Source organism: Arthrobacter sp. D1-17, from assembly GCF_054130535.1.
In genome coordinates this window covers 1,571,595-1,585,611 of record NZ_CP096382.1, presented here as the reverse complement: position 1 = coordinate 1,585,611, position 14,017 = coordinate 1,571,595, and the positions used below count along the sequence as shown (strand labels likewise).

Annotated in this window: 14 protein-coding genes and 1 pseudogene; 2 read left to right on the top strand and 13 right to left on the bottom strand. The window is 66.6% G+C overall.

All coding sequences use genetic code 11. The features are described 5' to 3' along the window. Positions 1–42 precede the first annotated feature (42 nt). From rdgB to clpS, 6 genes are all read right to left on the bottom strand, one after another. A complete protein-coding gene (gene rdgB / locus M1E01_RS07400) occupies positions 43–711 on the bottom strand; it encodes an RdgB/HAM1 family non-canonical purine NTP pyrophosphatase (RefSeq protein ID WP_457974411.1) in 669 nt (222 codons plus the stop codon). Continuing rightward, positions 708–1,466 (bottom strand): ribonuclease PH, encoded by a 759-nt coding sequence (rph, locus tag M1E01_RS07395; protein ID WP_457974410.1) that lies wholly within the window; start codon positions 1,464–1,466, stop codon positions 708–710. The genes rdgB and rph overlap by 4 nt, the downstream gene beginning before the upstream one ends. A gap of 41 nt (positions 1,467–1,507) precedes the next feature. Further along, positions 1,508–2,305 carry an MBL fold metallo-hydrolase gene (locus M1E01_RS07390; RefSeq protein WP_457974409.1) on the bottom strand — a complete coding sequence of 266 codons (798 nt, stop codon included), beginning with the start codon at positions 2,303–2,305 and terminating at the stop codon, positions 1,508–1,510. Further along, positions 2,302–3,321 carry a glutamate racemase gene (gene murI, locus M1E01_RS07385; RefSeq protein WP_457974408.1) on the bottom strand — a complete coding sequence of 340 codons (1,020 nt, stop codon included), beginning with the start codon at positions 3,319–3,321 and terminating at the stop codon, positions 2,302–2,304. Before murI ends, M1E01_RS07390 begins: the two co-directional genes overlap by 4 nt. 140 nt (positions 3,322–3,461) lie before the next feature. Further along, the gene (locus M1E01_RS07380; protein ID WP_457974407.1) at positions 3,462–4,028 is read right to left on the bottom strand and encodes a DUF2017 domain-containing protein; all 567 of its coding nucleotides are present in this window, start codon (positions 4,026–4,028) and stop codon (positions 3,462–3,464) included. Then, positions 4,021–4,398: an ATP-dependent Clp protease adapter ClpS gene (gene clpS / locus M1E01_RS07375; RefSeq protein ID WP_457974406.1), complete on the bottom strand. Its 378-nt coding sequence runs from the start codon at positions 4,396–4,398 to the stop codon at positions 4,021–4,023. The genes M1E01_RS07380 and clpS overlap by 8 nt, the downstream gene beginning before the upstream one ends. Before the next feature lie 37 nt (positions 4,399–4,435). Here clpS and M1E01_RS07370 point away from each other — a divergent pair, with 37 nt between their 5' ends. Further along, on the top strand, positions 4,436–5,764 hold the full coding sequence (locus M1E01_RS07370; RefSeq protein WP_457974405.1) for a nicotinate phosphoribosyltransferase: 1,329 nt from the start codon (positions 4,436–4,438) through the stop codon (positions 5,762–5,764). An 8-nt stretch (positions 5,765–5,772) separates the two neighbouring features. Further along, positions 5,773–6,438 carry an isochorismatase family protein gene (locus M1E01_RS07365; protein WP_457974404.1) on the top strand — a complete coding sequence of 222 codons (666 nt, stop codon included), beginning with the start codon at positions 5,773–5,775 and terminating at the stop codon, positions 6,436–6,438. Here the strand turns inward: M1E01_RS07365 and M1E01_RS07360 are convergent, their stop codons facing one another. The 7 genes and pseudogenes from M1E01_RS07360 to M1E01_RS07330 all read right to left on the bottom strand — a co-directional run bounded on the left by M1E01_RS07360 (position 6,439) and on the right by M1E01_RS07330 (position 13,952). Then, entirely contained in the window at positions 6,439–8,217 is a 1,779-nt protein-coding gene (locus tag M1E01_RS07360) for a DEAD/DEAH box helicase (protein ID WP_457974403.1), read from the bottom strand. It lies immediately after the preceding gene. Next, a complete protein-coding gene (locus M1E01_RS07355; protein ID WP_457974402.1) occupies positions 8,217–8,558 on the bottom strand; it encodes a DUF3039 domain-containing protein in 342 nt (113 codons plus the stop codon). The genes M1E01_RS07360 and M1E01_RS07355 overlap by 1 nt, the downstream gene beginning before the upstream one ends. Before the next feature lie 77 nt (positions 8,559–8,635). Further along, the gene (gene nagB, locus M1E01_RS07350; RefSeq protein ID WP_457974401.1) at positions 8,636–9,418 is read right to left on the bottom strand and encodes a glucosamine-6-phosphate deaminase; all 783 of its coding nucleotides are present in this window, start codon (positions 9,416–9,418) and stop codon (positions 8,636–8,638) included. Positions 9,419–9,445: 27 nt separating this feature from the next. Next, a pseudogene (locus tag M1E01_RS07345) lies at positions 9,446–11,016 on the bottom strand (transporter). Then, positions 10,998–11,762 (bottom strand): ABC transporter ATP-binding protein, encoded by a 765-nt coding sequence (locus M1E01_RS07340; protein WP_457974400.1) that lies wholly within the window; start codon positions 11,760–11,762, stop codon positions 10,998–11,000. The pseudogene M1E01_RS07345 and the gene M1E01_RS07340 overlap by 19 nt, the downstream one beginning before the upstream one ends. A gap of 64 nt (positions 11,763–11,826) precedes the next feature. Then, the gene (locus tag M1E01_RS07335) at positions 11,827–12,924 is read right to left on the bottom strand and encodes an NADH:flavin oxidoreductase/NADH oxidase (RefSeq protein ID WP_457974897.1); all 1,098 of its coding nucleotides are present in this window, start codon (positions 12,922–12,924) and stop codon (positions 11,827–11,829) included. A 5-nt stretch (positions 12,925–12,929) separates the two neighbouring features. Beyond that, positions 12,930–13,952, bottom strand: coding sequence for a co-chaperone YbbN (locus M1E01_RS07330; protein WP_457974399.1), 1,023 nt, complete (start codon positions 13,950–13,952; stop codon positions 12,930–12,932). Between the last annotated feature and the right edge of the window lie 65 nt (positions 13,953–14,017).

Sequence of the window (14,017 nt, the reverse complement as noted above, 5' to 3'; positions counted from 1 at the left end):
TGCCCGGCAACACTTATGCGGGGAACGGCCGTTTAAGAGGATTTAGCGGTCGGCGAGGGCGTCCACGATCGCCGGCAGCAAGGCACGGAACGCCTGGCCGCGATGGCTGATGGCGTTCTTCTCCTCGGGGCTGAGCTCGGCGCAGCTTCGGTTCAGCCCGAGCGGCTGCAGAATGGGGTCATAGCCGAAACCGCCTTCGCCCCGCGGCTCCCGCAACAGCGTGCCGGCGAGCTGGCCGTATTCCACTACCTCGCGCGGCCCGTCCGCGTGGGCCGAACCCGATGGAGAACCGGGCACGGCGAGCGCGGCAGCGCACACGAAGGCGGCTCCGCGGTGGGCGTCGGGGACGTCCGCGAGCTGGGCCAGCAGCAGCTGGAGGTTCGCGGCGTCGTCACCGTGCCGCCCTGCCCAGCGGGCGGAAAAGATTCCGGGGGCGCCTCCCAGCACGTCAACGGAAAGCCCCGAGTCATCGGCAATCGCAACCAGTCCGGTCGCTTCGGCCACCGCCCGTGCCTTGAGCAGCGAGTTCTCGGCAAAAGTCACGCCGGTCTCGACGACGTCCGGACCCCCGACGGCGGAAGCGTCCACCACCTGCGTGTCGACGTCGAGCCCGGGAACCTGCCCGCGCAGCAGCTCGCGCAGCTCCCGCAGCTTTCCTTTGTTGTGCGTGGCCAGCACCAGGCGCGGAGCAGGCACACCGTTTTCGCTCACGGCGCCTCGGCCAGGGTCTCGCGCTGGATGGCCGCGAGCTGCTCGGTGCCCAGGAGGGCAAGGTCAAGCAGCTTGTTGAGCTCATCGCGGTCGAAGGGGGCTCCCTCCGCGGTGCCCTGCACCTCCACGAACTTGCCGGAGCCGGTCACCACGACGTTCATGTCCGTCTCGGCGCGGACATCCTCGATATAGGGCAGGTCCAGCATGGGAACACCGTCGATGATGCCCACTGACACGGCGGCAATGGTGTCGATCAGGGGCTGGGCATTCCTGGCGATCATCTTGTTCTCCCGGGCGAAGCGGATCGCCTCGGCGAGCGCCACATAGGCGCCGGTGATCGCGGCAGTCCGGGTTCCACCGTCGGCCTGCAGGACATCGCAGTCCAGCACGATGGTGTTTTCGCCGAGCGCCTTGGTGTCGATGATCGAGCGCAGGGACCGGCCGATGAGACGTGAAATTTCGTGTGTGCGGCCGCCGATCTTGCCCTTGACGGACTCCCGGTCCGAGCGCGTATTCGTGGCGCGCGGCAGCATCGCGTATTCGGCCGTGACCCAGCCGCGGCCCTCGCCCTTAAGCCAGCGCGGGACGCCCTCGGTCAGGGACGCCGTGCACAGCACCCGTGTGTTGCCGAACTCAATCAGGGCGGACCCTTCGGCCTGCTTGGACCAGCCCCGGGTGATGCTGATGGGGCGGAGCTGTTCGGGAGTGCGGCCGTCAGCACGGATGACGGGGGCTGTTGTTGCTTCGGAAGTCATGCCTCAAGCTTATCGACTTCTCCGACGGCGGCGGCCCCGCCTCAGACCGTGTAATGCACCCCGGCCACGGCGACCGCGACATCCCCGCCGAAAGCGGGACGGGCCTCGGCCATCACCGTGGTCTGGGATGTCCACACCGGGATGTGCGTCAGCAGCAGGCGGCGGGCGCCAGCCACCGCCGCTGCCTCACCTGCCCTCTTCCCGGTCAGGTGGACGTCCTTGATGCCGTCGTCACGGCCCTCTTCGAAGGCAGCCTCGCACAGGAACAGGTCAGCGTCCTTGGCGGCCTCTTCGAGCCCTCGGCAGGAGTCGGTGTCGCCGGAGTAGGTCAGCACGCGCGTCACGGCCGCACCGTCAGGTCCCGGCTCCGTCACTTCCACGCGCAGTGCGTAAGCCTCCTCGACCGGATGGTTCACGGCGAACGGGGTGACGGTATACGGCCCCACCGTCACGGACTGGCGCTCGGTCCAGTTGGTGAAGTCGAATTCCTCGTGCATGCCCGGATCGAGTTCCAGGCCGTAAGCGGTGGCCATCCTGTCCGCTGTCGCGGCCGGTCCCCACACCGGGATCCTGCCGCGGTCCCATCCGCCGGGCTTCCAGCGCACAGCGACGTGCAGGCCACACAGGTCCATGCAGTGGTCCGGGTGCAGGTGCGTGAGGAAGATCGCGTCTATGTCCTCAAGGTCCGTGTACCGCTGGATGGCACCAAGGGCGCCGCTCCCAAGGTCCATGACGACTTTCCAGGTGCGTTCGCCGTCATGGGCGGTCAGCAGGTAGCAGGACGCGGGCGAACCGGGGCCCGGGAAGGACCCGGTGCAGCCGACAATGGTGAGTTTCACAGGAGGGAGCCTCCGGACAACGGGCCGGCGGAAGCACCTTGCCCGACAAAGTTTGAGATGCGCGGCCCGGTAGCTGCGCGCTGCGCCGCCGCAATCATTTCCGGAGTGATGCGGGCCAGGCTCCCGGTCGGATACTGGGCAGCAACGTGGTCGACATGTTTGACGCTGAGGACCTCGGGCCCGAGGAACCTGCGTGCCAGGGCCTCGAACTGGCCGGCGTCACCGGTGGCAATGAAGCTGTGCTCCGGCGGGGCGGCAGCAGTGCGCTCCAGGCCGCGGCTTGCCAGAGCACGGTAGACATCCTTGGCCGTTTCCTCCGCGCTGGAGACGAGCGTGACATCCTCACCCATGACGTAGGAAATGACGCCGGTCAGCAGGGGGTAGTGCGTGCAACCGAGCACCACGGTGTCGACTCCGGCGGCTTTCAGCGGTTGTAGGTACTCCCCCGCGACGGCCAACAGTTCAGGACCGGTGGTGATGCCGGCCTCCACGTAGCTCACGAACGCAGGGCAGGCCACGGACGTGATCGCCAGATCCGGGGCTGCAGCAAAGGTGTCCTCGTAAGCGCGGGAACCGACGGTGGCGGACGTGCCGATCACTCCTATCCGGCCGGTGCGGGTGGCAGCCACCGCACGCCGGACAGCGGGCTGAATTACTTCAATCACAGGGATTCCATAGCGGGCCGTGTACCGCTCCCGCGCGTCGCGCAGCACGGCGGCCGAGGCCGAATTGCACGCGATGGTGAGGAGCTTGACACCCGAGTCCACCAGTTCATCCATGACACCCAGGGCATTCGCGCGCACCTCGGCGATGGGGAGCGGACCGTACGGCCCGTGCGCGGTGTCCCCAACGTAGAGAATCGATTCGTTCGGAAGCTGGTCAATGATGGACCGCGCCACCGTCAGTCCGCCGACGCCCGAATCAAAGACCCCGATAGGCAGCGATCCCAAGTCGCCGTCCATGGCTGCGGAATCCGCAGGTCCTGCTGCCGGATCCGTACTCGATGCTGAAGTCATGATTATTCGAGGATAGGTCTTCCCGGTAGGTGCGGCCATCACTTGTGGCGTCCGCCTCATGTCGAATTTGTCACATCTGGGAACCGCGGCACAGGCTCACTCGTGGAGGAGCCCGCCTAACGGACTGCCCGAAGGCACGGTCAGGGGCGGGATTCCAGCGCCTGCAGCATGGCCTGGACGAGAGACTCCTGCAGCCACGTGGTGAAGTTGTAGACGAGGGCCAGGTAGCTTTCAACGTCCTCGGCCTGGGACCAGTCCTGCATCTGGTGGACGTGGTCGGCATCGGCCTCGTCGCGGATGTCGAGCCGTTCGGCGAGGACGAGACGGACGTCATTAAGCGCTGTGGACCAGTGCCGTGCGTCCGCGGGCGCCAGCACCAGCTCGTCCCTGTCGAGGTGCATGCAGGCGGCCCGCAGCGCACCGATCTTGCTTTCCCGCAGCGAACGCTCAGTAAGTTGACGGAACTCAAGGGACGCGGCGCCGTCATCCTTAACGGCGTTCGGCAGCAGCCTGCGAAGGGCGCGGTCAGTCGGCTCCCGGACGTCCATGTCGAGCCCGATCATGGCGGACAGCGGATCCTGCTTTCCACGGTCAGCCGGCTCAAGCATTGAGATGACGTCGTTAAAGAGGCCACGCAGCAGCTCCCGCTCTGCAGGTTCCAGGAATCCGGTGATGCCCTTGATGCCGTATTTAAAAGCCTTAGCCACGTTTTCCCTTGCCCTTGCCCGGACCGCTCTTGCCGCCCCCGTTGTCTCCGCCGGTGGCCTTCTCAACCGTTGCCCAGAGGCCATAGCCGTGCATGGCGACGGCGTGCTGCTCCACCTGTTCCTTGCTGCCGTGGGCAACAATGGACCGGCCCTTCCTGTGGACCTCCATCATCAGCTTGTTCGCCTTCGTTTCCGAATACCCGAAATAGCTCTGGAAGACATAGCTGACGTAGCTCATCAGATTGACGGGATCGTTCCAGATCACAAGGTTCCAGGGGATGTCCGGAGCAGTCAGGCCGTCCGTAGCCACTGCTGTTTCAGACTGGATGCCCTCCTGGGTGTCAGGGCCGAGCGCAACGCTTAGGGTCATCTGTCCATTCTATGGGGATGCACACTAGAGTGATTTTGTGAGTACCAATGCCGGCTGGACCCAGCCCCGCACGTCCCTGTTCACTGATCACTACGAGCTGACCATGCTGCAGGCCGCGCTCCATTCCGGCGCCGCGCACCGTAAATCGGTCTTTGAGGCTTTCGCCCGCAGGCTTCCCGACGGCCGCCGCTACGGGATTGTCGGAGGCACCGGACGTCTTCTCGAGGGGATCACGGCCTTCCGCTTCGGCGAGGCTGAACTGGAATTCCTTGGCCGCACCGGGGTGGTCAATCGGGAAACTTTGGACTACCTGGCAAATTTCCGTTTCACCGGGGATATCTGGGGTTATGCCGAGGGTGAGGCCTACTTCCCCAACTCCCCCATCCTGATCGTGGAGGCTACGTTCGCCGAGGCCTGCATCCTGGAGACCTACATCCTGTCCGTGCTGAACCACGACAGCGCCATCGCCTCCGCGGCCTCGCGGATGGTCACGGCTGCGGGTACGCGGCCCTGCATCGAAATGGGCTCCAGGCGGACGCAAGAGGAATCGGCCACCGCTGCCGCCCGCGCCGCGATCATCGCCGGCTTTGACAGCACCTCGAACCTGGAGGCGGGACTGCGCTACGGCATCAAGACAGTGGGCACCGCCGCCCACTCCTTTACGCTGCTGCATGACACCGAGCGCGAGGCGTTCGAGGCGCAGGTCGCCTCGCTGGGAACCGGAACGTCGCTGCTCGTGGATACGTACGACGTCGAAACGGCCGTCCGTACGGCCGTCGAGATTGCCGGGGCCGGGTTGGGCGCCGTCCGCCTGGACTCGGGCGACCTGGTGGAACAGGCCCAGTGGGTCCGGCAGCTGCTGGACGAGCTGGGTAATGTGAACACCCGCATCGTGGTCACCTCCGACCTCGACGAATACGCCATCGCGGCACTGCAGTCCGCGCCCGTGGACGCCTACGGCGTGGGCACTTCCCTCGTCACGGGCTCCGGGGCTCCGACGGCCAGCATGGTCTACAAGCTGGTCAGCCGCACGGACGGGACCGGCGAATTCGTCTCCGTGGCCAAGGCCGCCAAGAACAAGGCGAGTAAGGGCGGGCGCAAATACGCCCTTCGCAGGCTCAACGAGCATGGCGTGGCCACGCACGAGATCATCGGCGTGGGCCAGCGCCCTGAGGATGACGGCAACGACCGGCCGCTCCTGCACCAGTTCGTCAAGAACGGGGAGCTGCTGCCGGGCTGGACCGGGCACGAAGGCGTACTCCGGGCCCGCCAGCGACACGCCGACTCCATGGGCGAGCTGCCTGCCGTCGTCCACCGCCTCCACCGCGGCGAGCCCGCCCTTCCCACGATATACGAGGAAAGCTAGGAGACCAGATGTCACGGGCACTGATCATTGTCGACGTTCAAAACGACTTCTGCGAGGGCGGCGCGCTTCCCGTCGAGGGCGGCGCGGCGGTAGCGGGGGCGATCAGCGAGTACGTCGAATCGCACCATGGCCAGTTCGACCACATCGTGGCCACGCAGGATTGGCACATCGACCCGGGCCCGCACTTTTCAGAGTCACCCGACTTCAAGGACAGCTGGCCGCCGCACTGCATAGCGGGATCGCCCGGCGCCGAACTTCATCCGGACCTCGACACGGAACACATCCAGGCATATTTCCACAAAGGGCAGTATGCGGCAGCGTACTCCGGCTTCGAGGGCCTGCTTGCGCCCGAGGACGCCGTGCCCACCGGGGAACGGAAGCCCGGCGCCCTCGCAGCTCCGGCCGACCCTTCTCCCGGCGATCCTTCAGCAGGCGAGGACGACTACGCGCCCGGGGAAGACTCGATCGGCCTGGACGACTGGCTGCAGAGCCACGACGTGGAGGATGTCGTCGTAGTGGGCCTCGCCACCGACCACTGCGTCATGGCCACCTCACTGGACGCTGTGCAGGCCGGCTATTCCGTCACCGTGATCAAACGCCTGACCGCCGGCATCGCCGAGGACCTGGACGATACTTACGCCGAGATGGAATTGGGCGGCGTGGACCTCGAATAGCTACTTGCGCCCGACGAACCAGTCCTGCAGCTTCTTCAGCCGGGACTGCAGCTGCTGCTCATTGGCCTGGGCCACGGGCGGGCCGCCACAGACAGTGCGCAGCTTGGTATGGACCACGCCGTGGGGTGTTCCCGTCCGGGCGGACCAGGCCGCTACGTTCTTGGCGAGCTCGTTCCGCAGGTCCATCAGCATCCGGTGGTCCGGGAGTGCCTGCTCGGGCGGAGCCGTTACCGGTGCCTGCCGCTTTTTCCGGCTCTGCTGCTCATGCTGGCGCTGGCGCAGCAGCATCCCCACCTGTTCGGCGTCCAGCAGGCCCGGGATGCCCAGGAAGTCGAGCTCGTCCTCGGAACCGATGTCGCCGCCGGTACCGAACTCACCGCCGTCGAACAGCACTCGGTCAAAGGACGCCTGGGAATCCAATGCCTCGAATTTGCCCTTGGTCAGGCTGTCCGAGGCCTTGTCCTCGCGGTTCGCCTCGTCCATGAGCGAATCCTCCGGATTGAAGAGGCCGTCGCCGTCTTCCTTCTCCGGCCGGTCCAGGGCGTGGTCCCGCTCGGCTTCCATGCTGTTGGCCAGCGCCATCAGCTGCGGCACCGACGGCAGGAACACCGATGCTGTCTCGCCGCGTTTTCGGGCGCGGACGAAACGGCCGACAGCCTGGGCGAAGAACAGGGGCGTGGAGGTCGAGGTGGCGTAGACGCCCACGGAAAGACGCGGCACGTCCACACCTTCGGACACCATGCGGACGGCCACCATCCAGCGCTTGTCGTTGGCCGAGAATTCTTCAATTTTGCTCGACGCCTTCGCGTCATCCGAAAGGATGACGGTGGGCGACTCGCCGGTGATCCTCTTCAGCTGGCCCGCGTACGCCCTCGCGTCCTCGTGGTCCGTTGCGATCACCAGGCCGCCCGCATCGGGCACAGACCGGCGCACTTCACTGAGCCGCTTGTCCGCTCCGGCCAGCACAGCGGGAATCCACTCTCCGGCAGGGTTGAGGGCAGTCCGCCATGCCTGGGACGTAATGTCCTTGGTCACGGCTGCCTCGCCGAGCGACGCAGCCATTTCCTCGCCTGCGCTGGTCCGCCAGCGCATCTGACCCGAGTACGCCATGAAGATGACGGGGCGCACCACGTGGTCACGCAGCGCGTTTCCGTACCCGTACGTGTAGTCCGCCTTCGACCGCCTGATGCCGTCACGGTCCTCCGCGTACTCTACGAAGGGGATGGGCGACGTGTCCGAGCGGAAGGGGGTGCCCGTCAAGGACAGGCGCCGCACCGCGGGGTCAAATGCCTCGCGCAGGCCGTCACCCCAGGACAGGGCCTCGCCGCCGTGGTGGATCTCATCCAGGATCACCAGCGTCCGGGCTGCCTCGGTTTTAGCCCGGTGCAGCAGCGGCTTACTGGCCACCTGCGCATAGGTCACCGCAACCCCGATGAAGCCGCGGCCGTGCTGGCCGTCGGAGTTCTTGAAGTTCGGATCAATTGCGATTCCCACGCGCGCCGCAGCATCCGCCCACTGCCTCTTCAGGTGGTCAGTGGGAGCCACAATGGTCACCCGGTTGACGGTACCGGCGTCGATGAGCATGGACGCGACGCGGAGGGCGAAGGTCGTCTTACCGGCGCCGGGGGTGGCCACGGCGAGAAAGTCCCGCGGATGGGTGCTGAAATAGCGGTCCAAGGCTTCCTGCTGCCAGGCACGGAGCTTCGGGGCGGTTCCCCAGGCTGCACGTTCCGGGTAAGCCGGAGGCAGGGTGGGTCCGCCGAAGAGTGTCTCCGTCACTACTTTTTGTTGCCTGAGTCCCCGCCGGACCCCTTGCCGCCATCATTTCCCGGGCGCAGGCCGTCATAGACCTCTTTGCACATCGGGCAGACCGGGAATTTCTGCGGGTCGCGTCCGGGCGTCCAGACCTTGCCGCACAGCGCGATAACGGGCTCGCCGGTCAGCGCGGACTCCATGATCTTTTCCTTGCGGACGTAATGCGAAAAGCGCTCACGGTCGCCCGGTTCCACTTCCTGGCGCAGTTCCTCGCGCTCAATTGTGGCTGTGGACGATCCGGCGCCGGAGAGCTCACGCATGGGGTCGTTGTCGAGAGGATCCGTCATGCTAGTCATGCCATCCATCTTAGCCCGTTCCGGAGCGGTGGTTGCGGAGGCGAAGCGGATGGGGCATGCGCCCGGGAAGCGGGCCGCCGCGGGCGCTACAGCTCCTGCCACGCGGGCTTGTGGTCATAGGAATGCCTGTAGTAATCGGCGAGTTTCAGGGACGACGCTGCGGCCTCGTCGATCAGGATGGAGGCATGCGGGTGCAGCTGCAGGACGGATGCCGGGCACACGGCGGCCAACGGCCCTTCGACGAGGTCATGGACGGCCTGGGCTTTCTGGGCCCCCGTCGCCACCAGGACGGCGTGCCGCGATTCTAGGATGGTGCCCAGCCCTTGGGTCAGCACATGGTGGGGCACGTCGGCGAGCCCATGGAAGAAGCGGGCATTGTCCCGGCGCGTCTGTTCGATGAGGGTTTTGATGCGCGTCCGCGACGCGAGCGAGGAACCCGGCTCATTGAAGCCGATATGCCCGTCGGTGCCCAGTCCCAGCAGCTGCAGGTCCACCCCGCCGCTGTCCCGGATGGCATCCTCGTAAACGCGGCATGCAGCGGGAATATCAGAAGCGCTGCCATCCGGACCGTGGACATTGTCCGGGGCGATATTCACCCGCCCGCCGAAGTCCCTGCGAATGACCTCGCGGTAGGACTCGGGGTGGCCGGGTTCCAGTCCCACGTATTCGTCCAGCAGGAAACCCTGCACGCGGCTGAAATCCAGCAGGCCCCGCTCGTAACGCTGCACGAGTTCGTCGTAGATGGGAAGGGGTGAGGATCCGGTCGCCAGCCCCAAGACCGCATCGGGCTTGCGCCTAAGGAGGGCCTGGATGGCGTCGGCCGCCACGGAGGCGATCTGCCTGCCGCCAGGAAGGATCACGACTTCCACGGTGCGCCGCCTCTCATGAACTGCAGGCTACCGGTTGACCGTGAGCTGCGCCAGCAGCTCCGGAGCGCGGGCATCCAGCCACCGGCCGCCCAGCCGTACCCCCGTGGTAAGGAGGGCGCCTCCGAGCAGCGGCCCGAGGGCAAGGTTGGCCCAGCCAAAGACAGGGTCACCGGTGACAGCCTGGGCGATAACCAGGCCGGCTTCGGGCAAAGTCAGCACGGCCAGAACGGCCATGCCGCCGAACTGCACGGCGAGCGTCTGGGCCACGTTGCCCGGCGGTTTCTTGAACGGGCTGTCGCCGGGGAGCGGCACCGCGGTGGTGTACCGGGCCGAAACCAGGGACGCGAGTCCAAGGCCGGTGAACAGGATTCCGAGGGACAGCCCCAGTACGGACGGGAGCCACGCCCAGTCCCCGATCAGGAAGAATGGCCCTGCGGCCAGGATCAGCACGGTAGGCAGCGCAAAGACGAGGCACGCCAGGGCCCGGCCCAGTCGGTCGTGCACTCCGGGGACTCCTGCGGCAAGATGCAGGGCGAAGGCGGTGTTGTCGTAGGACACGTCCGCAGAGATGGACCAGGCGAGGAGAAAGGCGGTCAGCGGTCCGGCGATCATGACGACGCTGAAGTCTCCGGTCTGGCTCCCCTGGAACACGAGCAGCGCCGGCAGGAGCGGAACGGCCACGAGGATCCGGAGTACCGCGGGTCCCTGAACCAGTAAGTCAGTGAACGGGCAGCAATGGCACCCGTGGGCGTGGCAGGGAACAGCGCGAAGAGCCCGATCCGGCCTCCGGATCTGCGGCCGCTTCCGGAGTAGGGCGGCGTAACAAGTGCACGCTGCAGCAGCAGCTTCCAGCACCAGATAAGGCCGGCGAGCGTGGCGGCGGCAATGAGGAGCTTCAGGACGGCGTCCAGGACCCGGCCCGCTGCAAGGTCGCCGCCGAGCGACCAGGCCGCTCCCAACGGTGTCCATGAGAGAGTCCGGGCCAGTTCCGCGAGGAAGCCGGCTGACTCTGAAATACCTTGGCCGATCGCTGCCATGAGGGGGCCCATGAGGACAAGGGGCACCATGAAGGCGAGCCCGCTGGCGTCCTTGAAGCGCCGCGATGCAGCGAGGCTGGCCGTCGCTGTGGTGACGACTTTGGACAACACGATGCAGCTCAGCACCGCCACAGCGGCTCCCACCAGCGCGCCTGCGGCGGGCAGCAGGCCCCTCGACCACGTGCCCACGGTGGCCAGGGCCACCAGGGCTGTGGCCAGTCCGGGAATGCCGATCAGCCCGCCGAGCGCGAGTCCTGCCAGCAGCTGCGGCATCGGAACGGCGGATGTGGTGAACCGGGCGGGGTCCAGCGTCAAGTCCGCTGCGGCCGCAACCACGGGCAGAATCCCCCAGCCAAGCAGGATCGCGGCGCCCCCGAGCACCACAACCGTCTGGGCAAGGAGAAGGTCTTCCTGGCGGAGAATCAACAGCGCCGCCACACAGGCGCCCACGATGCCCAGGGCATACAGTCCTCCGATCGCGAGACCGATAAGCTGCAGTGGACTTCGCCGCAGGCCGTTCCGCAGCAGGGTGAGTTTAAGCCTTAAAAGGTGCGCAACCACTCGAGTCCCCAGGTTTGGACCCTTCCGCCCACCAGCTGCACAAAGCGTTCTTCCAGGCTCATGCCGCCTCGGACTTCCGCCACTGTCCCTGCGGCGAGCAGCCTTCCATGGGCAACCACGGCCACGTGGTCACACATCCGCTGCACGAGGTCCATGACATGGCTGGAGACAATTACGGTCCCGCCGGACGCAACGTAGCGGACGAGGATGTCGCGGATGTTCGAGGCCGAAACCGGGTCCACCGATTCAAAGGGCTCGTCCAGCACCAGCACCCTCGGTGCGTGGATCAGCGCCGAGGCCAACGCGATTTTCTTGGTCATGCCCGCGGAATAGTCGACCACCAGCGTCCCGGCGTCCGGACTCAGGTCCAGAGCAGCCAGCAGCTCGGACACGCGGGAAGCGACGACAGTCTTGTCCATGCCCCGGAGCAGCCCTGCGTAGGTCACGAGCTGTTCGCCGGTGAGCCGGTCGAAAAGCCGGACGCCGTCGGGCAGGATGCCCAGCAGCTTCTTCGCTTCCAGGGGGCGGTCCCATACGTCTACGCCGTGCACCATTGCCGTGCCGAAATCGGGCCGCAGCAGGCCAGTCGCCATGGACAGCGTGGTGGTCTTGCCTGCACCGTTCGGCCCGACAATTCCGAAGAAGGAGCCCGCGGGAACTTCCAGGCTGATGCCGTCGACGGCGATCTTGCCTCCAAAGCGCTTCGCGAGCCCCCTGATGGACAGGGCCGCGGCGGGAACACTCATGAACCAACCCTAGCCGTGACGCGGCTCATGCGGGATACCCCACACCCTGATCGACAATGTCGGGTCAGAAGGTGCGCCGGGGCACTGCCCGCTCGTACTGGGGAGCCCACTTCATGTCGTAGCCCAGTTCGAAGGCTGCCCGCAGCCACCAATGCGGGTCCCGCAGGGCTGCCCGGGCGATAAAGACGCCGTCGGCCTGTCCGGTGGCCACCACATGCTCCGCCTGCCCGGGGGACGTCAGGAGTCCGACCGTTCCGGTGGCGATACCCGCCTCACGGCGGATGCGGGCGGCGAAACCCGTCTGGTACCCGGGACCCGGCTGGATCTGCTGGTGGGCCACGGCTCCTCCGCTGGAGACGTCGACGAGGTCAACGCCGTGTTCGGCGGCCTGCGCGGCAAGTTGCACGGAGTCCTCAATGCCGATTCCACCCTCAGCCCAGTCCGTGGCGGAAATCCTCAGGAGCAGCGGCATGGCATCGGGGATCACCCCTCGCACGGCGTCGACCACGGCAAGCATCAGCCGGTTCCTGCCCGCGGAGTCGCCTCCCCAGGCATCGGTGCGGCGGTTCACCAGGGGGCTCTGGAACTGATGCAGCAGGTAGCCGTGGGCACCGTGGATCTCCACTGTGTCAAAACCGACGTCAACCGCCCTGGCGGCGGCAGCGGCAAAATCGCGGATGACACCCTGAATGTCATCCTCTGTCATGGCGGAAGGTGCAGCATAGCCGTCAAAAGCAGAGGTGCCTGGCCCCACGGTGTCCCAGCCGCCGTCAGAAGCGGGAACGGAACCCTTGTTCCCGGCGAAAGGCCAGTAGGTGGAAGCCTTCCTGCCGGCGTGGGCGAGCTGGACGCCGATCTTGGCATCCGCCACTCCGTGCCGGTGCACGAATCCGACGATGCGCTCCCAGGCCTCGGCCTGTTCCCCGTTGTAAAGACCGGCGTCCCGCGGACTGATCCGCCCGGCAGGGTTCACCGCTGCTGCTTCCGTGAGGATCAGGGCGGCTCCCCCGGTTGCGAAGGAACCGAGGTGCATCAGGTGCCAGTCGTTCGGCACCCCGGGCGCAGCATCGGGGTCGCAACTGTACTGGCACATGGGGGAAACCCAGCCACGGTGCTGCAGCTGCAGTGAGCGCAGGGACGGCGGCGTGAAAAGGGCCGGCACCACCACTAGAAGAGCACCCTCGCCAAAGCCTGGCGCGCCTTCACCACGCGCGGATCGGAGGTTCCCACGACCTCGAACAGCTCAAGCAGCCGCACGCGGGCGGTCTCGCGCTCGGGGCCGAAGTTCCGTCCGATGAATGCCACCAGACGGTTGAGGGCGTCCTCCACGTGGCCGCCGGCAACATCAAGGTCGGCGACCCCCAGCTGGGCGTCCAGGTTGTCCGGCTCGTCGGCGGCCACCTGCCGGAGGGCCTCACCGTCGGGCCCCGAGAGCTTCTGGAGCCGGCCCATCAGCTCAACCTGGGCCAGGCCGGCCTTGGCCTCGGCATCGGTCGGCATCTCGGCCAGGGCCCGGCGGTAGGCTTCAGCGGCCGCATCATAATCGCCCGCCTCGATGGCGTCGAAGGCGGCCTGATGCATCGGGGGCAACGGGGCAGGAGCAGGCTCCCCCGGAGCTGCTCCCCCGACGTTTCCGGTCACACCGTTGGCCGCGGCAACCTTGAGCAGCTCATCAAGCAGTGCCTGGATCTGCTGTTCGTCCGCCCCGCCTTGGAAGAGCGGCACGGGCTGGCCTTTCAGCACCGCCACCGCGGTGGGCACGGCCTGGACCTGGAACGCCTGGGCGAGCTGCGGGAAGACGTCGACGTCCACGGTGCCGAGCACCAGCCGGCCGGCATAGCTTTGCACCATCCGTTCCAAGGCATCGAGCACCCCGGCAGATTCGGGGGAATACGGTGCCCAGAGTGCGAACACCACAGGTACCTGCGCAGAAAGCTGCACGAGATCCTGAAAATTTCCTTCGGTGACTTCCACACGGAGGGCAGGGGTTTCCCCTGTTGCGGATTCCGGCGTATCCGCCGAAGGCACGGCACCAGGCGCAGCACCGGGTATGGCACCGGACCCAGCACCGGCGGGGCCTCCTGCAGGCGGCGCCTGGCGCTGCTTGAGGGCGGAAAGGTCGACGGCGCCGCGGAGGTTGAGCTGGCTTGCGGCGGCTGGAGGGACAGGTCGGGAAGCTGGCGAACTCATAGCCTCCACTCTAGCCACTCCCGCTGCCGCAGGAGGCGCACATTAACGCAGAGAGCACCCCGCCG

Bases quoted from the DNA above. Each gene is read 5' to 3' on its own strand.
- M1E01_RS07330 (WP_457974399.1), bottom strand. From the start codon at position 13,952: ATGAGTTCGCCAGCTTCCCGACCTGTCCCTCCAGCCGCCGCAAGCCAG.
- clpS (WP_457974406.1), bottom strand. From the start codon at position 4,398: ATGACCCTAAGCGTTGCGCTCGGCCCTGACACCCAGGAGGGCATCCAG.
- M1E01_RS07340 (WP_457974400.1), bottom strand. From the start codon at position 11,762: ATGAGTGTTCCCGCCGCGGCCCTGTCCATCAGGGGGCTCGCGAAGCGC.
- M1E01_RS07355 (WP_457974402.1), bottom strand. From the start codon at position 8,558: ATGGATGGCATGACTAGCATGACGGATCCTCTCGACAACGACCCCATG.
- rph (WP_457974410.1), bottom strand. From the start codon at position 1,466: ATGACTTCCGAAGCAACAACAGCCCCCGTCATCCGTGCTGACGGCCGC.
- murI (WP_457974408.1), bottom strand. From the start codon at position 3,321: ATGACTTCAGCATCGAGTACGGATCCGGCAGCAGGACCTGCGGATTCC.
- M1E01_RS07365 (WP_457974404.1), top strand. From the start codon at position 5,773: ATGTCACGGGCACTGATCATTGTCGACGTTCAAAACGACTTCTGCGAG.